The following is a 23,493-nucleotide window of genomic DNA, read 5'->3' on the forward strand; positions in this document are numbered from 1 at the left end:
AAGATAAATTATGCACTCTGAAACAGAACGCATTTTTGGAACTCTACAAGTTATTGTTGAGCCTGACTTAACTATTGATTTACCAGGTCATGAAGATGGTGGTACTATTGTTCCATTTGTTTGGGACGTATCTGAACAAGGAGAATTTAATATTATCAATCTCTGTTTGGCTAATGGTTGGCTACAGCTTACAGATGTAGATAAGCGAATCAGAAGTTGGCAAGAAATGGAATATGCTAAATCGTTTTATGACTTTTATTTAGGTGTTGAAGAGGAAAATCTAAGGAAAAATACATTTGAATATTTGTTACAATTGTTACATATAAATTTACAAGGTTTAGAATCTTTTTTACAAGATTTAGACTCTTTTAACTCGATGCCTTATTCTTGTAGCAAAGGTGTTATTTTACCAGGGTTAGTAATTGGTAGAACAGGAGACGGAACTTGGATTTGTATTTGTCCAACTGTTTATAAAGAAACAACAATTCCGCAAGAGTTAATTTATCGTTCTCCTCTATCTCAATTAACCTCTAGTCAATTATTCGGAGAAAGCACACTAAATTTAATTTCACAAATTGAAGCAATAACCTCAGAACTAGGCATAATTTCTTTTGTATAGGTTTAGTTTGTTTACTCAAGAGCATATATACATAATAGGCCAAAGTAACCCTGGAGATTGGGTTGGACTATATTTAAAAAGTGAATTTGTTTACAATCCCTAGATTTATTAATATCAAAAATGAAAGTCGAAACAGAACAACTTCTTGCTACACTAGAACTGCTATGCTCAGATTTGTTTGTATGGGAGAATGCAATCCAAGGGGAGTTTAATATTTGGAATTTAATGATTTCCGAAGGTTTTGTTCATCTAACCGACATAGAACTTGCTTTTAAACATTGGCAAAAAATTGAAGAATGGGGAACTCCTACTAATCAGGAAGCTTCTGATTATGAATACGCCCCGTTGCGTTCTAAACGCAAGGACAATACTTGGAACGAAAGTATTGCTAATGAACGCCTTAGCTACTATCAACAACTCCAGCAGTTAATTAAAAATCATCTACAAAATATCCAAGCATATAATTTATCAGTTCCCAAAGCAGCACATCAAAGCTTTGAGTGGGAACATCCATATTTTTCCGTTTCCATTGTGGTTGGTGAAACTAGCGATCGCCACTGGTTTTGCCTTGCCCCTACTGTCCCCGATCAACTAAACTATAATCGCCGCGATCGCAATCACCCCAAAACACAAATTGTTTCTGAAGAATTACCCAACCAACCAACTCAAACTCTGATAACTGAAGTTCAAATTCTGCTTAATAATCTCACCCCAATTACCAACTACGGCTACTACCACGGCGGATACAACTACACTTACCAACATCAAATTGTGGGTGCATTAGCCAAAACTAAAATAACAGCAATTCAACTCGCATTACAAGCAGCAACTATGGTTTTTTTGGAGAAGCGAACAGTTGAATATGCTGATGATGGCTACAATAGCCGTAAACTCAGCCAGTTTATGAACCAGTGTTTAGCTCATCGCACTTGTTACACTATCAGTTTTTGGGATGTTGGCTATACCTACGAAGTCGGACAAACCCCAGCAGGAGATTGGATAGGGGTGCGATCGCAAGGCGAATTTGAATACAATCCTTAGAAAGAGTAGCAAAAACCGTTCCAAAATCTCTTTACTTCACAAATTTGATTTGTGAGAATTGCTCAAAAAGAATCTGCTTAAGATGCTGCAACAACAGCACGGTCATTTACTAACTTGCCATCTTCCATGTAGACGATGCGATCGGCAATATCTAAAATGCGGTTGTCATGAGTAACTAAGAGAATGGTACAATCTTGTTCCTTAGCTAGTGTTTGCATCAAGTTGACCACATCTCGTCCCGATTTACTGTCAAGGGCGGCGGTGGGTTCATCTGCTAAGACAATTTTAGGACGACCGACCAATGCACGAGCGATCGCAACTCTTTGTTTTTGTCCCCCAGATAAATCATCAGGATAATAATTCAGGCGCTCTCCTAATCCTACCTCCTCTAACATTTGGGCTGACCGGGTTTTCATTTCTGCTAACGAAATATTCTTATGCACTTCCAAGCCCATTCTGACGTTCTGGAGTGCTGTTAGGCTACCATGCAAGTTGTGCGCTTGGAAAATATAACCGTTACTACGTCGCGCTTGGGTAAGTTGTGCTTTGTTCGCGCCACACAGTTCTTGTTCTAATATCTGCAAACTGCCAGATTGGGCAGAACGCAAGCCGCCGACTAAGGTGAGAAGTGTAGTTTTCCCAGAACCAGAAGGCCCAGTCATAATAATAATTTCGCCAGCATTAATATCTAGGTTGATATCAAAGAGAACTTGCTTGCGAAGTTGACCATGACCAAAATAGTGGTCGAGATTTTTAACAGAGATGACGGGTTTGCTAGTCATAAATAGCTTGATTACTCGTGATGATTGTCATTTATCCTTTTGAGTAACAAATGACAAATGACTAATGACAAAGGACTAATTTTAAAACATATCTGCGGGGTCAGCAGACTGTAATTTACGGGTGGCGATCGCACCAGAAATTACACACATAATCATCGTCAGCGTTAATACCGTCAAGGCCCGTGCTACAGTCATGTAAACTGGCAAATTGGTGGCATTACGAGTTAAATGATAAAGTCCTAAAGGTGCGATCGCTCCAGGAATAAAGCCCAAAACTGCCAAAATTATCGCCTCTTCAAACACCACACTTAATAAGTAGAGATTGTTATATCCCATTGCTTTGAAAGTGGCGTATTCTTTGATATGGGAATTCACATCTGTAGAAAGAACTTGATAGACGATAATCACGCCCACCAAAAACCCCATTGCTACACCCAGGCTGAATATAAACCCGATCGCTGTATTTGTTTTCCAGTAATTTATTTCAAATTCAAGAAATTCTGCTTTGGTTAAAACTTTAACATCCTTATCTAAATGAGATTCTAAAGCTGCTTTCATCTGTTTTGGGTCATAGCCTGGTTGCAGCTGCACTAAACCGAGACTGACACTGCTTGCTTCTTGTCTGGGAAATAGTCGCAGAAAGTTCTGATCGCTGGTAATTAAAGTACCATCGGCTATGAAGGAAGCCCCGACTGAAAATAAGCCGCTAACGGTAATTGTCCGCCTTTCTATTTCAGTTGTGACAGTTTTACCTTGTTCAATTTTGGCGATCGCTTCATTATAATCTCCTCTAGAGGCGCGATCGAACAGAACGGTATCTGGTAGCTTAATAGCATCTATCTGGCGATTCACATCTGCTAAGTTCAACATTTGCCGATCGGGATTGAACCCCATAACTAATATTGTCGTCTTCTGATGTGTTTGGGGATTTTTCCAATCAACAATGTTGACATACATTCCTTCTGCCGACTTTACACCTGGTACATCCATTACTTGATACAATCGCCGCCGCGTAAAGCTAGACATATATGCTAGGTTACGTGCTTGGGGGCTGATGACAAACATATCAGCCTGCATACTCCGATGCAGCATTGTGTTACTTTCAAACAGGGCATTCTGAAACCCTAGCTGCATGAACATTAGAACATCGGCAAAGGCAATACCTGACAATGCCACCAAAAGACGACCTTTTTCATGACTCAGTTGCAGCCATCCTAAAGGCGTTCGCCGCCGCAGTTGTTCGATTAATTTCATAATAGGGAGTGGGGAGTGGGGAGATGAGGGAGCATACTTCGACTGCGCTCAGTAACCGGGGGAGCAGAGGAGAATAACTACTGACAAATGACAAATACAACTCTTGGAGAGGCTGCACTTCGACTACGCTCAGTGACCACGCCAACGGCTTCGCGGTAGTTGAATCTCGACTTCGCTCGATTACCGCGCAGTCGAAACTCAGTACAAGTGACAAATACTTCGACTACGCTCAGTACAAATGACAAATGACAAATTTCACAATTCAATTACCGCCTTGACTTGCAAATTAGTGAAGCTAGAAGCATTTTGGCTAGATAGTTTATTCAGTTGCACATGGACTTCCACTACTCTGGCATCAATATTGCTAGAGGGATCGGCGTTGATTAGATTTTGCCGCTTTACCTGCATACCAATCCAATCGACTCTTCCCTCTAATTCATTGCGTAGAGAATCACTGCTTACTCGCACATCCTGTCCTGGACGAACTTTTTTGATATCACTTTGGTAGACTTCTACTACTGCATACATCTGGTCGGTTTGGCCTAGAGCCACAATTCCTTCATTGCCAACAGTTTCTCCGGCTCGCGTATTAATCTCCAATATTCGACCGGCTTTAGGAGCCACAACGTATGCCTGTGCTAGTTCTGCTCTAATTTTCTCTACGGTGGCTTGAGCGCTGTCTACCTCTGCTTGTGCATTTGCTATATCTGTGGGACGGACTTCAGCAGTTTGATTCAAGTTAGCTTTTGCTTCCTTAATCTGCTGTTGCAAGCTGGCGAGGGTTTGTTGCTGGTTGGCTTTGGCTTCGTTAAGTTGCTGTTGTAGGGTTGCGACAGTTCTTGTCTGAGTGGCTTGGCTTTCAATTAATGCTTGAGTGGAAGTTTCGGCGTTTAAGCGTCTGCTATCAACTTCCTGGCTAGAAATTGCTCCTGCTTTGTATAAAGTTTCGTAGCGCTGCACGTCAGCTTGAGCATTACGTTTCTCGGCTGCTACGCGAGCCACTGTTGCTTGCAAGCTGCGTTGTTGCCCAAGGAGTTCTGCTTCTAGACGATTAATTGTGGCTTGCTGAGTTTTAATATTTCCTTGTAGTTCTACTTGCACGCGATTTACCGTAGCTTGACGCGCTCCAATTTCTCCCTGTTTGGCTCCAGCTTTTACCTGGTTAAGGCGGGTTTTGGCAACTTGAACTTGTTTTTGTGCTTCACCCAAAGTAGCTTGCAGGCGATCGCGGTTGTCCATAATCGCAACTACCTGCCCAACTTTGACGCCATCGCCTTCTTTCACCAATAGTTGCTCTACTCGATTTCCTTCACCATTTGAAGAAGGCGCTGACAGTTTTATTACCTCTCCCTTGGGTTCCAACCGTCCTAATGCTGTGACTGTTTTTACCACGGGCTGAACTGCTACTGGGGCTTTTTGCTTCTCATTAGCTGTAGCCTGAAGCTTCATCACCGCATAAACACTGATTCCACCTATTGCTAGAGATGCAATTATTGCAAGTAGAACAGGCGATCGCACAAGATTCTGAGAAGACCCTAAACTCTCTGCATTCCTGTTTTCCCTCATGCTATTCCCCCCTTACCACCAGTAGCAACTTGTACTAAACTGTCCAGTTCAATTTATGCTAAACTAAACGGACTAGTTTAGTCAATAGGATATAACTAAACTTGTCAATCAATTTGCAAAGGCATTATGCAGCGAAATGCTATTCCTACCCCCTGCCCCCTGCTCCCTGCTCCCTGCCCCCTTCAACGAAGGGTATATTTATTTTCGCCATTTTGTACTGGGGCATTTTACTGCATCTATTAATATTGTTGATAAGAGAGGATAGTTAATAAATGGTACGCATCAAAACTGACGAAGTAGATCGAGATAATTCCGTTGATAAAGTAGAGCAAATTCTGCAAGGGGCAATGCAAGAATTCCTTCAACATGGCTATGCTGGTACGAGCATGGATCGGGTAGCGGTAGCAGCTGGTGTTTCTAAAGCGACAGTCTACAGCCACTTTCAAGATAAAGAAGGACTTTTTAAAGTACTGTTAGAGCAACTTACAAGCAAAAAGAACAGCTCTATTTTTGGCACAGAACCAATTGAGGGAGAACCAGCTGTCATACTGCACCAGGTAGCAACCAAAGCATTAGATCAGATGCTTAACGACAAAGAACATAGTGCATTTATGCGAGTCTTAATCGGGGAATCTGGGCGTTTTCCTGAGTTAGCTCAAATTTGTATTCGGGTGATGATTAAGCCAGTAGCCGAAACTCTCACTCACTACTTGGCGGCTCCAGAATTAAAGATACCTGACCCAGAGGCGACAGCGAGAATTCTTTTAGGAGCATTAGTGCATTTTCATATTACTCAAAATGTGATGCATGGACAGGATATTATACCAATGGAAAGCGATCGCCTGATTGATGCTTTGACACACCTAATCACTAAATGCGCCGATTGATTGGGTTATATCCTGGCGCGTGGCGCTTGTTTGGTCGGAAATTCAAATTCACCTTGAGTAATTGACTGTTTTTTCCATAGAAGCTACAGTACTATGTTAGGCTTTTTTCGTCCCTTACAAGCTGCCACAAATACATCCTCTAGCGATCGCTAGATAACTAGGCAGGAATGACTTGAATAACTAGGGCACGTTTATCCAGCGACTGGATTTTACCTACTTTACTAAGATCGTTTGCAATTCGGTCTAGCATCTCTCCTGCTTTGTCACGATATTGATGTTCTCGGCCTCGTAAACGAATGGCAAATTTGACAGAATCGCCTTTACTCAACCACTGACTTGCTTGTTCGATGCGTAAATTATAATCAGCCACACCCACGTTTAGACCGAATCGAACTTCTTTTACTGTGGGTCTAGCACTTTGGCTCTGACGTTTTTTCTTTTGATACTGAAGCTTGCCATAGTTGAGAATCTTGGCGATTGGAGCGTCTTTACCTTGGGAGACTACAACTAAGTCAAGCTCTAAGCTTTCAGCTAGCTGTAACGCCTCATTGGTGTCGATCAGACCACGATTGTTATTCTCATGGTCAATCAAGAAGACGCTAGGTGATTTGATTTGTGAATTAATCAGTTGCTTTTGGATTGCGATAATGAATTTCTCCCATTAGTTCAATACTTTGCTTTACAAGCAGGTAATGCCAATTTAACACAACACTGAATCAGAGCAACTTTAAACAACACAATAGACGGCAATCTGATAGAATGAGGGACTGCGGCACTCGCTCTGAGTCTTTGCGTACTGCCCATACAGCTTTTCAATGATTTTTATCCCTCCGCCTAAGACTGACGCCATCATTGGCGACAGGCTGATGTTATTTTTGGAATCTTATGTCTTTTTCCGATCTCGGCTTGTCCAATGAAATTATCCGTGCTGTTACCGAACAAGGGTACACGGAACCCACACTAATCCAGATGCGCCGTTCTACTAAACGCGATCGCTAACATTCATTAGCTGTTCAATAGATTGATTTTTCACGGATTCTGGAAAAGATTCAATGTAATCTCTGTCATATACAGTTGTCGGAATGCAGTTAACAGTGTCATAAACAAAAGGTGAAGGTTAATCTGTAGGGTATAACTTACCTTAGAGTTGCTTGACCTCTAGCTTCGATGGATCTATCACACTCATGACTGAACTGACGCTACGCCTACAAGAGGGAGATACCGAAACCACGATCGCAGTTGACCAAGATGTATTTACAATTGGTCGTTTGCCGGAATGTAACTTGTACTTACCTTTTGGTGGAGTATCCCGCAACCATGCTCGCCTGGTAAAAACGGCTGACGGTGTGTGGACTATTGAGGATCTGGGCAGCAAAAACGGGACGCAAGTCAATAAATATCTAGTTAACTATCCCCAAGAGTTACATCACGGTGATATCGTTTGGCTGGGCAATGTTAGCCTGGTAGTGCTGCTCACAACCCCTGTTTCTCAACCTACACCTGAGTATTCCGGAATTTCGGACATTAATGAGCAAAGAACAATCCTTCATAATGTTGAACAATTACAACAGCAATGGATTGCAGCTGATAGCAAAGATGGCAACATCAATAATAAGGACAAAACTATTGCCCGTCTCAAAGATTTAGTCGACATAGCAAAAAATCTTTGTGCAGCCGCATCTATAGAAGAGATTTTTTCTCAGGTGCAGCAAGTAGTTTTTCGTTATCTTGATAGTATCGATCGCTTGGCATTATTAATTGATGTCAATGGTGGCGGTCATTTGGAATTAATGAATGCTGCCACTAGAAATGTTTCCCAACAGAAAAATCTTCCTTCTGATGGTAGTTGGATTAGTCGTAGTATCTGTCAAAAGGTATTTGAAGAAAAAGTCGTCATTCAAACTGGTGATACTCATCAGGATGAAAGGTTTGCTAGCGAACAGAGTATTTTGGTCAAAGGCATTCGTAGCGCGATGGCAGTGCCTTTATGGGATGAAAATAAAGTTGTGGGCGTACTGTATGCCGATGCCAATTTTTCTTCTTACCATTGGGCAAATGAAGGTGAAGAAGAATTGAGTTTTTTCTCAGCTTTAGCAAATCTTGTAGCTTCTAGCGTACAGCGTTGGTTATTAGTAGAAAAACTCAAAACTGAAGAGATGATTCGTCACCGACTAGAACGCTATCATTCTCCAGCAGTTGTACAGCAGTTGATCTCTGTAGGCGGATTACCGGGTGGTCGTTTAGCTCCCGCCGAGAGCGAAATCAGCATTTTGTTTGCTGATTTAGTTGGCTTTACGGCAATTTCTGAAAGATTAACACCAACAGCGATCGCTCAACTATTAAATAATTTATTTGAAGAAATGCTAAAAGAAGTGTTTAGTTGCGGCGGCACTTTAGATAAATATATTGGCGATTGTATTATGGCATTTTTTGGCGCTCCAGAACCGCAAGCAGATCATGCCGATCGCGCTGTTACTGCTGCCAAGGGAATGCTCACTCGTCTCGAACATTTGAATGCCAATGGTTTTTGGCTCGAACCCCTGCAATTACGGATTGCAATTAATAGCGGTAAAGCAGTGGTGGGAGATGTCGGTAGTTCCCAAAGGGTAGATTATACGGCATTAGGCGCAACAATTAATCTTGCTGCTCGGATGGAAGCAGTTTGTCCGCCTAGTGAATGCGTGATTAGTGAAGCCACCCATAAAATGCTTTCAGAACCTTCAGACTTTGAGGAAATGGGAGATTATCGTTTCAAAGGTATTGAGCGATTAGTTAAGGTTTATCAGACAAAATTGCAACCAGTGCCAACAATTATTAGTTATTAACCCAAGTTGGATATTACGCGGCTTGGATTACTAGATAAAGATTGTTTTTATGCAATTTTAGATAAAATTGGTATCAGCATCAAGGATAAAGTTTATTTTATGCATAATCTACCTTTAGCTCATTTTTAATTATTATTGTTTTCAGAGGTTTGAAAATGACAAGATTATTTGAATATATAGGTAGTGAGAATATCCGGCTTTCTGTTACTGATTGTCCAGTTGGAGTTCGCATTAAATCAGTAAAAGATTTGAAAAACTGGATAAATAAAACTATGCAGAAGCCAAACACTTGGGGACTGATTGCAGCAACTTTTGTAGTTGACTCTGAAGGCTACATTTGTCTTGCAGACCGCCACTCTGAGCATATAGCTTGTGCAGGTGGTAAATCTATACTTTCAGCTGGAGAGATGTTTTTTTCTTACAAAAAGCAGACTTTTGAAGTAGTTGAAATTACAAACCAATCAACCGGATATTGTCCAGAGCCAGAATCGTGGTCTCAAGTTGAAAAGGCACTTGAACAAATTCCACTTCCTCATCCTGGTAATTTTACTACTGAGTTTATTTTTCGTCGCTGCCCTGTATGTCGTCAATTAAACATAGTCAAAGATGATTTATTCTTGTGTGTAGTCTGCAATACAAATCTTCCAAAAATCTGGAATTGTGATTGTTAGAGAACTTACACTCAGGGAGATTGAAGCATGTCAAGTGTTGAATACGTTTGTGCGTGAAACTACTGCTTTAGTTAACTTGTATGTGGATAGAGAGGTTATTTCGACTACAGGCGAACATTCTTTCTGGATACCAGGATATGGCTGGGTCAAAGCGAAAGATTTACAAGTAGGGTTGTTGCTGCAAACTAATATTAGATGGGGCATTGGGCATTGGAATCTAGATTCTGTACCGAACCGAACAAGGCAAAAGGTAAAAATGGCTTAGAACAACTAAATTTATTTATGATAATTTTATTTTAACTTTTTAACACTACACAGCCTCATGCTCAATTTAGCTGACCGTGCCAGCGCGAAAAATTTGCTCTGCGGTCAAATTAAACTCTGGAAAAATTGATGATTCGATGCGGTCATCTCCTCGAAACTTACTAACGCGATACTCACCTTCTTCTAAACAGCAAACTAAAACAGTAGGTTGTTTGGGCTTGCCAATAAATTCTCTACCGCCCAATGCAGCATAATCGACAATCCAGTATTCAGGAATTCCCATTTCTTCATAATCGGCGTATTTTTTCAGATAATCATCACGCCAATTGGTACTTACTACCTCAATTACTAAAGGAATTGATACTGCTTGAGTAACAGTTGATTCTTTTTTCCACCGAGGTTCATTAACTAAATTAGGGAGATTTAGGAGTAATACATCTGGTGAGTAAGCTGATTCATTTTCAAGTGGTTTTACTAATACTGTTTTTGGTATACCATATAGCAGGCTAAGGCGACTATATTCTAAAGTGATTTTTGTAGATAAAAATACAACAATCTCTTCATGGTCGCCTGTTGGTTGCGGCATCTCTACTACTACCCCATCATATAGTTCGTAAAGTTTCCCTGTGTTATCTGGATATTTAACAACGAACTCATCGAATGTAACTACTTTGCGTAAGACTTGAGTCATGGCTTGATTCCTCAATTGTGCAAATTATAGCAACTTTACTTCGATTGAATTAATCAATATTAATACTTATTGTTTGGTATATTTTATTTCAAAAATAATTGCAAAATTGTAATATTCAGCAACTAATTCTGGGTTATAAGACTAGAATTTGGGTGGTAGCTTCCAGAATTGATCTGTGTAACACTAGGAAGCCTACCGAAGCTATTTTTTAACGGGAGGTCAGGTAATGGCGATCGCCACCATTAATCCCGCCACTGGGGAAACGCTCAAAACCTTTGAAGCACTCAATGATGCAGAAATTGCCGCTAAACTCGATTTAGCCGATCGGACTTTTGAACAGTATCGTCAGACTAGTTTCTCTCAACGATCGCAGTGGCTAGAAAAAGCTGCCGACATTTTAGAGCAGGACAAAGCAGAATTTGCTAAATTGATGACTCTAGAAATGGGTAAACCATTGAAAGCGGCGATCGCAGAAGCCGAAAAATGCGCCCTTGTCTGTCGCTACTATGCCGAACACGCCCCTGATTTCTTGGCTGATGTCAGTGTAAAAACTGATGCTAGTCAGAGTTTTGTACGTTATCAACCAATAGGTGCAATTCTCGCGGTGATGCCGTGGAATTTCCCTTTCTGGCAAGTGTTCCGCTTTGCAGCACCGGCACTCATGGCGGGGAATGTCGGCTTACTCAAACACGCTTCTAATGTGCCGCAGTGCGCCTTGGCAATTGAAGATATTATCCGACGGGCAGATTTTCCTGAAGGTGCGTTTCAAACTCTATTAATAGGCGCTGCCAAAGTTGCCGATTTGATGGCTGATGACCGCGTAAAAGCTGCTACCTTGACCGGAAGCGAACCAGCAGGCGCATCCCTCGCCGTCGCTGCCGGCAAACAAATTAAAAAAACAGTTTTGGAATTAGGAGGAAGTGACCCATTTATTGTGTTAGAAAGTGCTGACTTAGAGACAGCAGTTGTCACAGCTACTACAGCGCGAATGTTAAATAACGGGCAATCATGTATTGCAGCGAAACGTTTTATTGTCGCAGATGCGATCGCAGACAAATTTGAAAAATTACTTTTAGAAAAATTTGAGGCGCTGAAAGTAGGCGATCCTATGCAACCAGATACCGATTTAGGCCCATTGGCAACTCCTGGTATTCTCCAGGATTTAGACCAACAAGTGCAACGTGCTATTAGCAGCGGTGGTAAAGTCCTCACCGGTGGACATCCTTTATCAGATCGTCCTGGAAACTTTTATCCGCCAACGATTATCATAGATATCCCCACCGACACACCAATTGCCAAAGAAGAATTCTTTGGCCCGGTAGCCTTGTTATTCCGGGTTCCAGATATTGATGCAGCCATTAAACTCGCTAATGACTCACCCTTTGGCTTAGGTGCAAGTGCTTGGACAACCAATAAACAAGAAAGCGATCGCTTAGTTGAAGAAATCGAAGCAGGTAGCGTGTTTATCAACAGTATGGTCAAATCCGATCCTCGGTTGCCCTTTGGTGGCATCAAGCGTTCTGGATATGGCAGAGAATTGAGTATCCAAGGTATACATGAGTTTGTCAATGTTAAAACCGTGTGGGTTAAATGATTAGTCATTGGTCATTGGTCATTGGTCATTGGTCATTGGTCATTGGTCATTGGTCATTGGTCATTGGTCATTGGTCATTAGTCATTGCTCTTTAGCGATTAGTCAAAGAACAAATGACAAAGGACAAAGGACAAAGAACAAATGACAAAGGACAAAGGACAAATGACAAATGACCAATGACAAAGAACAAAAGTCTTATTCGTTAATAGAGTTGTCGGAAAATAAAATGAATACAGCAGAGTTATTGGTGCAGTGCTTAGAAAATGAAGGAGTGGAATACATTTTTGGACTTCCTGGTGAAGAAAATCTTCACGTTTTGGAAGCGCTAAAACATTCTTCAATTAAATTTATTACGACTCGTCACGAACAGGGTGCAGCATTCATGGCTGATGTCTATGGACGCTTAACCGGAAAAGCTGGAGTGTGTCTTTCTACTCTTGGTCCTGGGGCAACCAATTTAATGACTGGGGTAGCGGATGCTAATCTTGATGGTGCGCCCTTAGTGGCGATTACCGGTCAAGTGGGAACAGATAGAATGCATATTGAATCCCATCAATATTTAGATTTGGTGGCAATGTTTGCACCTGTTACCAAGTGGAATAAGCAGATTGTCCGACCGAGTATTACACCAGAAGTAGTCCGGAAAGCATTTAAGCGATCGCAATCTGAAAAACCCGGTGCAGTTCACATTGATTTGCCAGAAAATATTGCTGCTATGCCCGTCGAAGGCAAACCTTTGCGTAAGGATAATAGCGAAAAAACTTATGCATCTTTTGCTAGCATTCGGGCAGCAGCTGCCGCAATTTGCCAAGCAGTTAACCCATTAATCTTAGTCGGAAATGGAGCAATTCGCGCTCATGCCAGTGATGCCGTAACGCAATTTGCTACTTTGCTGAATATACCTGTTGCCAATACTTTCATGGGTAAAGGCGTGATTCCCTACACACATCAACTAGCTTTGTGGTCAGTGGGATTACAGCAAAGAGACTTCATTACCTGTGCCTTTGATAACACAGATTTAGTAATTGCGATCGGCTATGATTTGATTGAATTTTCTCCGAAGAAATGGAATCGTAATGGTGAAATTCCGATTGTGCATATTGGGGTAAATCCGGCAGAAATTGATAGTAGTTATATTCCCAATGCCGAAGTTGTGGGAGATATTTCCGATTCCCTCTATGAAATTTTAAAATTAGCAGATAGACAAGGGAAACCCGATCCCTTTGCTATTAGTTTAAGGCCAGAGATTCGGGCTGATTACGAACAGTATGCCCATGATGACGGATTTCCGATCAAGCCGCAAAAGTTAATTTATGACTTACGCCAAGTGATGGGGCCTGATGATATCGTCATCTCTGATGTTGGCGCACATAAAATGTGGATGGCTCGTCATTATCATTGCCATAGTCCCAATACTTGCATAATTTCCAATGGCTTCGCAGCTATGGGTATTGCCATTCCTGGCGCTTTAGCAGCAAAACTGGTTCATCCTAAACGCAAAGTCGTTGCTGTCACAGGTGATGGCGGCTTTATGATGAATTCTCAAGAATTAGAAACAGCCTTGCGTGTCGGTACGCCCTTTGTCACGATAATTTTCAATGATGGTGGCTATGGGTTAATTGAGTGGAAGCAAGAAAATCAATTTGGCAAAGGAAACTCATCTTTTGTGCATTTTAGTAATCCTGATTTTGTCAAATTAGCCGAAAGCATGGGTTTAAAAGGCTATCGAGTTGAATCGGCTTTAGATTTGATTCCCACTTTGAAAGAAGCCCTCGCTCAAGATGTACCCGCCGTGATAGATTGTCCCGTAGATTATCGGGAGAATCACCGCTTCAGTCAAAAAGCCGGCGAGTTGACTTGTGCGTTGTAAAAATTAGAGACGCGATTAATCGCATCTGTACAAGAGTTAGGAGTTATTTATTCCTAACTCCTGATTAATTTCTACTTCTTTAGTGTTTTGATAGGGTGCGTTAGTACTTGGTGTAACGCACCACTTGACTTCACTTTATCCTTTACGGGAGTTATTCACTTTGAAGATCCCTTTGAGCCTACTGTACCTATAAAGGATTGGGAAGTCTTGCAACGATCTAAATTGTTATTGCGATCGCACCTTAGTCAAGCTAAGCAATCCACTTTTCTAAAATAATATGTCATTGCGATCGCCCAGCGTCTTGTAGAGAAGAGGAACAACGAAGCAATCCCAGCCGCAAGCGAATTTGAATGCGATCGCACCAAGGTAAAGCATAGTAATCTTAGCTTTTGCAATTTGATGGCGATCGCATTCAATAGTAAGTTTATACTTGATAATCCGCAATTTAGGTTAATAGATACCCTTAAGCATCCTCAAAAATTCTAAATTTCAGCACCTGATTTTGCTTCAGCACCCATTGGCGCAACATAATCACGGAAAAGAGTAATCTGCTGCTCAAAGTCTAATCCTTGAATTTTGCCAAACAAAGCTTTAGCTTCGGAAGGAAGTTGATAATCATCAGGTACAGGAATGATAGTGCCATTATCCATCCCTTGAGATAATCGATACCAAAACAGGAGTTTTGTGGTATCACCCAAAGAGCCATACTCACGAGAAATTTGGGTATCCACTTTATTAATCAAATCACGCTGAACTTGTAATTGTTGTTCGTGAGATAATTCTTTAACTTGATTAAATAAACCTTCGGCTATTTCTGGAGAAACAGTACTGGCTCCAGGAGCAGCTGGAGTAATTGAACTCCCCATTTCTTTATAGATAAACCAAAACAAAGCAAGTTGTTGATCTACATTTAAGTTTTGCCAAGCTTGAACGTGTTCGCGAATAGTTGGATCGTTGGTTTGTGTATATGTCATGATTAACTTCAATTGCAATTACTTATTTATTCTTAAGTAATGTTACCAAATGTACAGTTGGAGTTTTACCCTACTGAAGACAGATGTCTTCAAATCATAAAGAAGATCGTTAAAAGCCACAATAATGCTTGACAAGTGCCAAATGAAAGAGTTAGCAATTAAAAGTCTGTTACCAAATTGAATGATTTTTAAAAGCTATTTCCCTGGATAGATGTTATTTTAATTATAATTGTGCAAACCCAGTGATAGCGAGTTTGCGAACATTATTAGTAATTACAAATCAAGAATCGTTAATCTCTACTTTTGCGGATTGCGTTGGCGTAGCCCGCCGCAGGCATCGCTCTCGATCATTCAGTTTTTCATTATTTTCTTAACTGTCTTCTTAACTGTCTTAACTGTCATTGCATTTTTTTGAAGATAGCTGGAAAATACAAACGTGATATTCAGAAGCACAGAAAGAACCCATCTTTAAAAACAGTTATTTGCTTGCTAATAATGCAATTATATCAATCAATTATATTATTTTGGAGAAGAAAAAATTGTGAATTCATTTAACGAAAGACAAAGTTACATACTAACACAAGGTCAAGGCATTTATCTGTCTGGCAATCCCGTTCAAACTGAAAATTTTTCTATTCAAAAGACCCTACGCAATGGTGGAAAAATCCGTTTCAAAATTCGTTATTCTGCTGAACTACAGGGTTTCTGTCTGCTAGAAATTTTTCTAATGAGAGCACAAAATAGAACACTAACTGCTAGCATGACTATTCCCAATAGTGGTTCGACAGCTAGTTTTCAAGAACAAGAGCAAGAATTTAGTATTTGGGAGCCAGAAGATTATTACTTCTTTTTCAAAATGTCTTCCAATAATGGAAAATTTTATATCGATGATTATCAGCTTTATTGGTCAAACAATTAATTATTTTTCATTGAAAACCTTGTTTCTAATCCCTAGAGGAGCGCTAAATAGAAGATTAAAAGGAGCCATTACGGGAAATTTCAAAAAAAGAGTCTGTGATAGTTTTTTCTTAAGCACGTTTTTGCAATGATTTATATTCCAATTCAGCAACACCTAGTTGTTTTTTAAAGTAAGCACGGTAGAGTTCACAACGCGGTAGGATGCGATCGCTTTCATAAGCGATCAAACCCAAGCTTTCGAGTTTATGAGCGTCAATGGGATTGAGAGAAATGCTTTGCTTTGTGGCTACAACATCAACATACGCCTTTACTAAATTAGGATTTTCTTGTAAAATTGTCCAGTGTCGCCATAGATGATAGCGATAAATACCGCCGTTAGCGATCGCATCTTCTATCAGCTCTTCTAAGGTCATTCTTTGACAGCATAGATAATATAAAGCAATCCGAATCAGTGCTGGATGTCCCCCTACAAGAGACATCAGTTGCTTAACTTCGTTATCATAAGTCCAATCTAAACCATGTCGTAGAGCTAAGTATTTTACTTGGTGGGCAGTAAATTCTGGCAGACGGATCGGTAGCCCAATATTAAATGGTGAACGGTTGATATCCAGCGAGACATATACTTCTGTGGAGTAAACTACCACTAGTCTGAGTTTTTGTAAGTTGGGATCTTGTCGTGCTTCTTCATACCAAGAGCGCAACAAACCAAAGAACTCTGGAGCAATTTCTGGATATTCAAAAAAGCGGTCAACCTCATTTAACACTAAAACTACTGGATTTTTGCACTGCTTGAGCAAATAAGATTGCAAATATAAACTGCAACTCAACTTACAACCTATTTCCTCATCCCATTTTTCATCTAGCTTTGGGTCAATGCCTAATTCTGTTGCAATTTGCCAACAAAGAGAACGCAAAAGTTTATTTAAGTCTGTCAGACAGCTGGAATCGATTTGGTTGCAATTCACATTCACCGAGCGATAACTTTGCATCTTGGCAAAGGCTAACAGCCGCAGCACAAGAGAACTTTTTCCCATTTCTCTTGGTGCTCGAATCCGGATCACACAGCCTGGTTGAATAACTTCTCGATAAACAAGTTCTTCTATGGGGGGACGATCGACATAGAAGGGGGAATCTACAGGTACTGGACCATCTGGGTATGACCAAAGATTTTCGAGCGGGTTATAGTGTTGAGTCGCAAGAGAATCTAAGGATAAAGACGGAAAGAATTTTTTTTCTCTTGTATCTAAACTCATTGAGAGAGTTTGAGAACCTTCACTACGATCTGGCTCACTCAGGATTGCATAGTCTTCGCTGCATAATTCTAGGTTAAAGGCGCTAAAGCACAATTTCAAGGTTTTTTGATCCACGCCTGTATTCAATGACCATAATCGGTTTAGAGTTTTGGTAGATACCTTCATGCGATCGCCTAAATCTTCTAGAGTGAAGCGATGTCCATTGTTTTCTACCTTTTCCATAGCCAGAATTGCCCCTTGTAAACGCTTTAGCCCAGCGATCGTTAGGACAAGTCCCCGCTTTCGCGTGCTTTTAGATTGCTTCATATCACTAATTATTAATCTTAGCTATTTCCTCATTGTTTCATGTTTTTGAACAGTTATCTAACAGTTACTTACCCGTTCTATTAATACTATCAAAATAGTAAAAAAATATACATTGACTATTTATAATAGTTAAATAGATGGGTATAAATAAACACAACTATATTGATTGTCATTTTTCTGTTCTACAGAAAGACGCTGACGCTTCTGCATCAAGTCTTTTTGACTACAACAAATGACAAACTGAATAGTTGACTTTATTTCTACCAATTTACTCAGTGTTACGGAAAAATATTTTTTCCCTGGTATTAATCTAAATTTTGCAGTGCAGACACAGCCCAATACTTGTCGGGTTTTGAGGAAAAGGGGAAGGGGAAAGGGAAAGGGGAAAGGGGAAAGGGGAAAGAAAAAACCTTTAACCTAAACCCAGTAACCTTTTCCCAAAACCCAATTCCTAGTTAAAAATAGACTTCTTGCATAAGTCGGGAAAAGGGGAAGGTGGGGTCCCCTCTGGGGATAAGGGGCGAGGGGAAGGGGAAAAGGTACTGCAAAAGTCCCTTTCCCCTTTAACCTTTTCCCTTTTCCCCAAGAGTGCAAAAAGCACAAATGCCAAGAGGTCTAATGCACAAAGCCAGCAGTATTGAGACACAGCCAACAAGGTGGAGACGATATAACGCGCAGTAGGGGCATACACCTAGTTGTACGCCCCTACTAAAAACCTATATTTAATGAATCTATCCCACTAATACCAGCAATGTGATAATCTACTGTTGATGACGGTAAGTTATATCAGGGTATGGCTGGGCGATTTGAAGGATTAAGCGATCTAGAATGGAGGCTATTTGAAGATATATTCCCCAAGGAACCAGAAAAGCGCGATCGCGGAATGCCACACGCTCCATTTCGCCATGTGGTTAATACCTTGCTGTATATATTGATAACAGGATGTCGTTGGTGTGATGTTCCTTCAGGAGAAATATGGGCATCAAAAAGTGCAGCGCACAGATGGCTACAACGTTGGCAAACAGATGGAACATTAGATAATTTACAAGCACGTATATTAGGCATTGCAGAAGAAAAAGGATTAATCAACTGGAACTACGGCGCGGTGGACGGGTCTTTTTCCCCCTGGGAAAGGTGGCGGTGAGGGGGTTGCGTATGGTCGTAAGGGTAAAGGGATTTTGATACATACGCTCACTGAGGGGAACGGGATGCCCTTAGCTAATTGCACAACGCCTGCTAATGGCAATGAGCGAGAGCAGGTTTTACCACTTCTAGATAGCGTCAAAGTCAAAACGAATAAACCCGGTAGACCTCGTAAACGAGTTAAAGTTATTGCTGCTGATAAAGGTTACGATTCCAAGGATAAACGTGCAGCTTTGCGTAAACGTGGTATCAGGCCGCAATTACCCAAGCGTGTTTGGAAGAACAAGAAAAATCGAGGTAGACCAATTAAAATCTCAGTTCCACGTTTTCAACAAGAGCGTTGTTTCGCTTGGTATCAAAGAAAATACCGCCGTCTGGTTGTGCGATGGGAGCGAATTTCGGACTGCTTCAACGCTTTTCTTTCTCTAGCGACAATTCATATTTGGATTAATCGGATTTTATTAGTGGGATAGATTCATGCAATTGACGAAACGCTACAATCTATCAGCAGCAAGGGTGAACGCCTTAACTAAATATTAGAAGAGTTGCTTGGTTAGATACCAGCCTTCTTAATATTACTCGTTTATTGGCGAAAAGTTATTAGTACTTACTGCAAAGTCAAAATTGTAACGCTTCAGTGTCAAACTTAGTTAAGGATATTTTTGCCTGTTCGTGCAGCACTATCACCTACATCATTAGCAGTTTCTTGAGCACCTTCTACGTACCCTGAACCAAATTCTTTAAAGGCTTCTGCTGACTCTCCTGCAATCTTCTGAAGTCTTTCACCAGGAGAATTTTTCGTTTCACGAGCTTCTTTATTCCACTGCCCTATTGTTTTCGGTCTTTGAGCATCATTTTGCTCTACCTGTTCGCGAACTCTTTCCTTTAAGCCTGTGTTATTGTTCTCAGGAGCAACATTCGTTGTCAGTACTAGAAAACCAACTAGCACAACAGCGAAAAAGCGTTTTACTTGAAGTCCTTTAAGTAAAGAACCGATCTCACTCATGGTTCTGTAAATCAAGTTTATCATGCGAATTAGCTTCTTTCTTAAGTACAAGTAAAGACTAACTATAAAAATATAATTATCCTTCTAACAAAAGGCATATTTTAATTATAAAAAAGAAATACTTTTTAAATTACAACCAGTAGCGGGATATTATCCCGTAATTGATTTGAACCAATTAAGTCAATATCCTCAAGGCTGCTTTGGACGAAAATATGCCAATCAGATGCGGATAAATCAACTAAAACCATTAAATATCAGCCCAGAACTAGAAGACATAGCCAAACGCAATCTATTTGCTCTGCGATATTTAGTCACTCACGATATTTTTCATGTATTGCTTGATTTTGATACCACCTACGCAGGATAAATTGGTGTACTTGTTGCTGCTACACAAAACTACAGTAAATCACTTCAAATCGGTTTGTGGTTGGCTAGATTGCTCTATCCCATCTTGGCTTTCCAACAAACCAAAGCAATTTTCGCCAACCTAGCAAAAGGGCGAAAACTAGGTAAAAAAGCTGATTTTATCTTGGGCTACCGCTTTGAAGATTGTTGGGAAGAACCAATTTACTATGTGAGGAAACGTTTGGGATTAGTATAAATTTACCTAATTCATCTGAAAAGAGCATTTTATTGGTAAATAACAGCTTTTTTAGAAGTTTCACTCTTTGTTCATAAATCATACTTGAGTTTTCTTCGGTTCCCAAATGTAGCACTAAATACATTTTTAATGCTACATTTGGTTTTTAATACAGATAAAGATAAAAAACATGTATCTATAGTTAGATAAATTACCTATCTTAAGATATAGATGCTTAATAGATTATTCCTAAAGAGCTACTAATAACAATCATTAGTCAGACAATTTTTAGGCTAGAGACAAAGTTTTGTCTAACTGAGTGGATTTATACCGTAATTCCTCGATATTTGAAAGGTTTACAGACGAAAAACTACTCAAAATTTTTTCTCCAAACGAGAACTGCTTCAGGTGGAAAGCCAAAGGATGAAATACTGGATAAGGAAATTAGCAGTCTGTATAGTAGTACTGTATAGCTTGTTGCTATCAAATGATTATGCAGGAGCAGAAGCAACCCAACTTTTAAACACTTCTAATATTGATGTGCAGCAATTAAATGCACTGCCAGTAGTTGAAAATGTAGCAAGTGCTGACAAGAATATTGCTGAAATAAAAGAGGAGGATTTTTGCCGATTTAATGGGATTGTTAATCGAATAGATAAACTAGAGGGATTCTTTACACTTTATTGCAACGAGGATTCGGGAAAAGTTTTTTTAGAACTGAAACCAGAGCAGCTAAATAAAGATTACTTAGCTATAGTGACATTGGAATCAGGGGTTGGGGAAAGTGGGATTTATAGTGGATTACCTCTTTCTGATTTTATATTTTATTTCCAAAAAGTAAATAATAAATTGCATTTTGTTGTGCGTAATTTAAAATTCCGTACAGATAGTATACCAGAACAGCGATCGCTTGCTCGCTCATTTAGCGATTCCGTTCTTTATTCACTCGAAATAGCTACTATCGATCCAAAAAGTAAAAATATTCTGATCGACCTGAATGGACTGCTAATGCAGGATTTACCTGGATTAACTCCTATATTAAAATATTCTTTACAAGCTGATTACCACTTAGATGTACGCAAATCATATTTTGGTGATGTTAACAGCTTCCCAGAAAACGTAGAGATTGATTCGATTTACGGTTTTTCATCACTAGAAGGCTCAAATTTGATCGCTGTACCCGATAGTAGGGCACTCACTCTAAAGGTACACTACAGTTTTTCTCAACTGAGAGAAAACAATGGTTATATTCCCAGACTTGCTGATGACAGAGTTGGATATTTTACTACTGTTTTCCAAGATTTCTCTAATAATAATGCTCGCGAATCATTTGTACATTATATTAATCGCTGGCATCTAGAACCATCCAATCCTGATGCTCCTTTATCTCCACCCAAAAAACCAATTGTGTATTGGATTGAAAATGCTGTACCACTAGAATACCGCGATGCGATTCGTGAAGGTGTTTTGATGTGGAACAAAGCATTTGAAAAAGCTGGATTTCAAAATGCCATTGAAGTGCAGCAAATGCCAGATGATGCTGATTGGCAACCAGCAGATGTACATTACAACACTATTCGCTGGTTCAATTCTTTAGATGCAGGTTTTGCCAAAGGGCCGATGCGCGTCAACCCATTCACCGGAGAAATATTGGATGCAGATATCATTGTAGATGCCAATATGGTGCGCTTAGTTCAGCAAGAATATCACGCACTGATGGAGGCAAATTCGTCACCGAATACAAACTCATGTCAAGAAAAAACAGAAGGACGTAAAGACGCGGGGAAATTCCTGGATAAATTTGCGTCATCTTCCTCTGCTCGCTTTTTCTCCTCAGAGTCTTGCTATGGTATGGAATCTTCAAATCAAGCATCTATGGGGGCGCTGGCGTTGTCAATGTTGCCAAACACTACATCTAGTAGTGAAACGATGAAGGAGTATGTGCATCAATATTTGCGTTCTCTCATCGCTCACGAAGTCGGGCACACTCTGGGTTTGCGCCACAACTTTTACGGCAGCACCATGTTAGCGCCAGAAGAATTAAATAATACTGAAATCACTCGCACCAAAGGTTTAGTGGGTTCGGTGATGGACTATGTACCTGTGAACATAGCACCACAGGGAGTACAGCAAGGTGACTATTTTCCAAGAGTTATTGGGCCTTATGACGAATGGGCAATTGAGTATGGTTATAAAAAATTTCCATCAACAGCCCTTGAGGTAACTATTCCAGAATCAGAAAAAAGTTTTTTAGACCAGATAGCCCTAGCATCGCCTCAACCAGAATTATCTTATGCAAGCGATGAAGATATCTGGGACATCAATCCTTTAGCAAATGTCTGGGATATGAGTAGTGATGTACTATTGTATTCGCAGTGGCAAATGGATAATGCTCGTTTTATGTGGCAGCGTCTTGATAAAGGTTATCTATTGAAAGGCAAAAGCTATAGTAACCTACGCCTTAAGTTTAATAAAGTACTTAAATATTATTTTCGGAATGCCACTTTGCTTTCTAAATACATTGGTGGACAATCGTTTCGGCGTCTCCATACCAGTAATGATGCTGCTTGGGCATTTGTACCAGTTTCACTTTTAAAACAACGCCAAGCATTGACAAAGTTGCAAGAATATGTATTTGCAGATGATGCTTTCAGCTTTTCACCACAATTGCTCAATCAACTAGCACCATCGCGTTGGGAACACTGGGGTAGTTCTGCACCTAATAACCGCCTTGATTATCCAATTCACGATCGCATTTTGGGTTTTCAAAGTATGATATTGCGATCGCTATTAGACAGCGATCGTCTGAATCGGTTACAAGATATAGAATTAAAAACTCTGCCTGGAGAAGCGCTTTCCATACCAGAACTGTTCGACACCCTGCAAACAGGCATCTGGACAGAAATTTTCGCCCCCGGAGAACCAAAGCCAATTTCTAGCATCCGGCGTTCATTGCAACGGGAGCATCTAAATATTTTGTTACAGATGATGTTGGGTACTACTAATACGCCTGAAGATGGTCGGACATTGGCTTGGTATAAATTGCGCCAACTCCAAAAAGCCATTGATGTCAAACTCAAACAACTTGGCGAAAGCCTTGATGTTTACACCTTAGCTCACTTAGAAGCTTCTAGCGATCGCATTACTAAAGCATTAAACGCACAATTACTTTCTAAATAGTCATTTGTCATTGGTTATTTGTCATTTGTCATTTGTCATTTGTCATTTGTCATTTGTCAGAAATTCTTA

The 23,493-nt window shown here is 40.3% G+C and carries 22 protein-coding genes and 1 pseudogene; 14 read left to right on the forward strand and 9 right to left on the reverse strand.

Features of this window, described 5'->3' with window-relative positions; translation table 11 throughout:
* Window positions 1-10 precede the first annotated feature (10 nt).
* Both ACR5KR_RS07530 and ACR5KR_RS07535 read left to right on the forward strand, forming a co-directional pair.
* On the forward strand, window positions 11-619 hold the full coding sequence (locus ACR5KR_RS07530) for a hypothetical protein (RefSeq protein WP_448266028.1): 609 nt from the start codon (window positions 11-13) through the stop codon (window positions 617-619).
* A 120-nt stretch (window positions 620-739) separates the two neighbouring features.
* A complete protein-coding gene (locus ACR5KR_RS07535; protein ID WP_448266029.1) occupies window positions 740-1,660 on the forward strand; it encodes a hypothetical protein in 921 nt (306 codons plus the stop codon).
* 77 nt (window positions 1,661-1,737) lie between these two features.
* Here the strand turns inward: ACR5KR_RS07535 and ACR5KR_RS07540 are convergent, their stop codons facing one another.
* The 3 genes from ACR5KR_RS07540 to ACR5KR_RS07550 all read right to left on the reverse strand — a co-directional run bounded on the left by ACR5KR_RS07540 (window position 1,738) and on the right by ACR5KR_RS07550 (window position 5,262).
* A complete protein-coding gene (locus ACR5KR_RS07540) occupies window positions 1,738-2,442 on the reverse strand; it encodes a DevA family ABC transporter ATP-binding protein (RefSeq protein WP_448266030.1) in 705 nt (234 codons plus the stop codon).
* 81 nt (window positions 2,443-2,523) lie between these two features.
* Window positions 2,524-3,696, reverse strand: a complete 1,173-nt coding sequence (devC, locus tag ACR5KR_RS07545) for an ABC transporter permease DevC (protein ID WP_448266031.1) — start codon at window positions 3,694-3,696, stop codon at window positions 2,524-2,526.
* Between the two features lie 255 nt (window positions 3,697-3,951).
* Window positions 3,952-5,262, reverse strand: coding sequence for an HlyD family efflux transporter periplasmic adaptor subunit (locus ACR5KR_RS07550; RefSeq protein ID WP_448266033.1), 1,311 nt, complete (start codon window positions 5,260-5,262; stop codon window positions 3,952-3,954).
* Window positions 5,263-5,534: 272 nt separating this feature from the next.
* Between ACR5KR_RS07550 and ACR5KR_RS07555 the strand changes: the two genes are divergently transcribed.
* Complete coding sequence (locus ACR5KR_RS07555; RefSeq protein WP_445627087.1) at window positions 5,535-6,149, forward strand: TetR/AcrR family transcriptional regulator; 615 nt, start codon at window positions 5,535-5,537, stop codon at window positions 6,147-6,149.
* A gap of 157 nt (window positions 6,150-6,306) precedes the next feature.
* On the opposite strand, the gene infC is transcribed toward ACR5KR_RS07555, so the two are convergent.
* Window positions 6,307-6,798, reverse strand: coding sequence for a translation initiation factor IF-3 (gene infC, locus ACR5KR_RS07560; RefSeq protein WP_448270124.1), 492 nt, complete (start codon window positions 6,796-6,798; stop codon window positions 6,307-6,309).
* 535 nt (window positions 6,799-7,333) lie between these two features.
* Here infC and ACR5KR_RS07565 point away from each other — a divergent pair.
* The 3 genes from ACR5KR_RS07565 to ACR5KR_RS07575 all read left to right on the forward strand — a co-directional run bounded on the left by ACR5KR_RS07565 (window position 7,334) and on the right by ACR5KR_RS07575 (window position 9,910).
* Window positions 7,334-8,974, forward strand: coding sequence for an adenylate/guanylate cyclase domain-containing protein (locus tag ACR5KR_RS07565; RefSeq protein ID WP_448266034.1), 1,641 nt, complete (start codon window positions 7,334-7,336; stop codon window positions 8,972-8,974).
* A gap of 155 nt (window positions 8,975-9,129) precedes the next feature.
* A complete protein-coding gene (locus tag ACR5KR_RS07570; RefSeq protein ID WP_448266036.1) occupies window positions 9,130-9,645 on the forward strand; it encodes a hypothetical protein in 516 nt (171 codons plus the stop codon).
* Window positions 9,635-9,910 carry a hypothetical protein gene (locus tag ACR5KR_RS07575; RefSeq protein ID WP_448266038.1) on the forward strand — a complete coding sequence of 92 codons (276 nt, stop codon included), beginning with the start codon at window positions 9,635-9,637 and terminating at the stop codon, window positions 9,908-9,910. Before ACR5KR_RS07570 ends, ACR5KR_RS07575 begins: the two co-directional genes overlap by 11 nt.
* Window positions 9,911-9,976: 66 nt before the next feature.
* On the opposite strand, the gene ACR5KR_RS07580 is transcribed toward ACR5KR_RS07575, so the two are convergent.
* The gene (locus ACR5KR_RS07580) at window positions 9,977-10,600 is read right to left on the reverse strand and encodes a Uma2 family endonuclease (RefSeq protein WP_448266039.1); all 624 of its coding nucleotides are present in this window, start codon (window positions 10,598-10,600) and stop codon (window positions 9,977-9,979) included.
* 226 nt (window positions 10,601-10,826) lie between these two features.
* On the opposite strand from ACR5KR_RS07580, the gene ACR5KR_RS07585 reads away from it, so the two are divergent.
* Both ACR5KR_RS07585 and ACR5KR_RS07590 read left to right on the forward strand, forming a co-directional pair.
* Window positions 10,827-12,194: an NAD-dependent succinate-semialdehyde dehydrogenase gene (locus tag ACR5KR_RS07585; protein WP_445627084.1), complete on the forward strand. Its 1,368-nt coding sequence runs from the start codon at window positions 10,827-10,829 to the stop codon at window positions 12,192-12,194.
* 226 nt (window positions 12,195-12,420) lie between these two features.
* Window positions 12,421-14,064 carry an acetolactate synthase large subunit gene (locus ACR5KR_RS07590; RefSeq protein ID WP_445632156.1) on the forward strand — a complete coding sequence of 548 codons (1,644 nt, stop codon included), beginning with the start codon at window positions 12,421-12,423 and terminating at the stop codon, window positions 14,062-14,064.
* 267 nt (window positions 14,065-14,331) lie between these two features.
* On the opposite strand, the gene ACR5KR_RS07595 is transcribed toward ACR5KR_RS07590, so the two are convergent.
* Both ACR5KR_RS07595 and ACR5KR_RS07600 read right to left on the reverse strand, forming a co-directional pair.
* Window positions 14,332-14,508, reverse strand: a complete 177-nt coding sequence (locus ACR5KR_RS07595) for a hypothetical protein (RefSeq protein WP_448266041.1) — start codon at window positions 14,506-14,508, stop codon at window positions 14,332-14,334.
* Between the two features lie 38 nt (window positions 14,509-14,546).
* Entirely contained in the window at window positions 14,547-15,038 is a 492-nt protein-coding gene (locus ACR5KR_RS07600) for an orange carotenoid protein N-terminal domain-containing protein (RefSeq protein ID WP_448266042.1), read from the reverse strand.
* Window positions 15,039-15,579: 541 nt separating this feature from the next.
* On the opposite strand from ACR5KR_RS07600, the gene ACR5KR_RS07605 reads away from it, so the two are divergent.
* On the forward strand, window positions 15,580-15,957 hold the full coding sequence (locus ACR5KR_RS07605) for a hypothetical protein (protein WP_448266043.1): 378 nt from the start codon (window positions 15,580-15,582) through the stop codon (window positions 15,955-15,957).
* Window positions 15,958-16,066: 109 nt separating this feature from the next.
* Here the strand turns inward: ACR5KR_RS07605 and ACR5KR_RS07610 are convergent, their stop codons facing one another.
* The gene (locus ACR5KR_RS07610; RefSeq protein WP_448266044.1) at window positions 16,067-17,515 is read right to left on the reverse strand and encodes an AAA-like domain-containing protein; all 1,449 of its coding nucleotides are present in this window, start codon (window positions 17,513-17,515) and stop codon (window positions 16,067-16,069) included.
* A gap of 793 nt (window positions 17,516-18,308) precedes the next feature.
* Here ACR5KR_RS07610 and ACR5KR_RS07615 point away from each other — a divergent pair.
* Both ACR5KR_RS07615 and ACR5KR_RS07620 read left to right on the forward strand, forming a co-directional pair.
* Window positions 18,309-18,659 (forward strand): transposase, encoded by a 351-nt coding sequence (locus ACR5KR_RS07615; RefSeq protein ID WP_448266046.1) that lies wholly within the window; start codon window positions 18,309-18,311, stop codon window positions 18,657-18,659.
* A 25-nt stretch (window positions 18,660-18,684) separates the two neighbouring features.
* Window positions 18,685-19,131: pseudogene (locus ACR5KR_RS07620) on the forward strand (transposase); the annotation flags it as partial.
* Window positions 19,132-19,304: 173 nt separating this feature from the next.
* Here the strand turns inward: ACR5KR_RS07620 and ACR5KR_RS07625 are convergent.
* Window positions 19,305-19,688, reverse strand: coding sequence for a hypothetical protein (locus ACR5KR_RS07625; RefSeq protein WP_445627080.1), 384 nt, complete (start codon window positions 19,686-19,688; stop codon window positions 19,305-19,307).
* Window positions 19,689-19,830: 142 nt separating this feature from the next.
* On the opposite strand from ACR5KR_RS07625, the gene ACR5KR_RS07630 reads away from it, so the two are divergent.
* The 3 genes from ACR5KR_RS07630 to ACR5KR_RS07640 all read left to right on the forward strand — a co-directional run bounded on the left by ACR5KR_RS07630 (window position 19,831) and on the right by ACR5KR_RS07640 (window position 23,424).
* Complete coding sequence (locus tag ACR5KR_RS07630; RefSeq protein WP_445627079.1) at window positions 19,831-20,031, forward strand: Coq4 family protein; 201 nt, start codon at window positions 19,831-19,833, stop codon at window positions 20,029-20,031.
* A gap of 54 nt (window positions 20,032-20,085) precedes the next feature.
* Window positions 20,086-20,265: a hypothetical protein gene (locus ACR5KR_RS07635; protein WP_448266048.1), complete on the forward strand. Its 180-nt coding sequence runs from the start codon at window positions 20,086-20,088 to the stop codon at window positions 20,263-20,265.
* Between the two features lie 402 nt (window positions 20,266-20,667).
* Window positions 20,668-23,424 carry a zinc-dependent metalloprotease gene (locus ACR5KR_RS07640; protein WP_448266049.1) on the forward strand — a complete coding sequence of 919 codons (2,757 nt, stop codon included), beginning with the start codon at window positions 20,668-20,670 and terminating at the stop codon, window positions 23,422-23,424.
* Window positions 23,425-23,493 lie beyond the last annotated feature (69 nt).

Source organism: Nostoc sp. DSM 114159 (assembly GCF_053470285.1).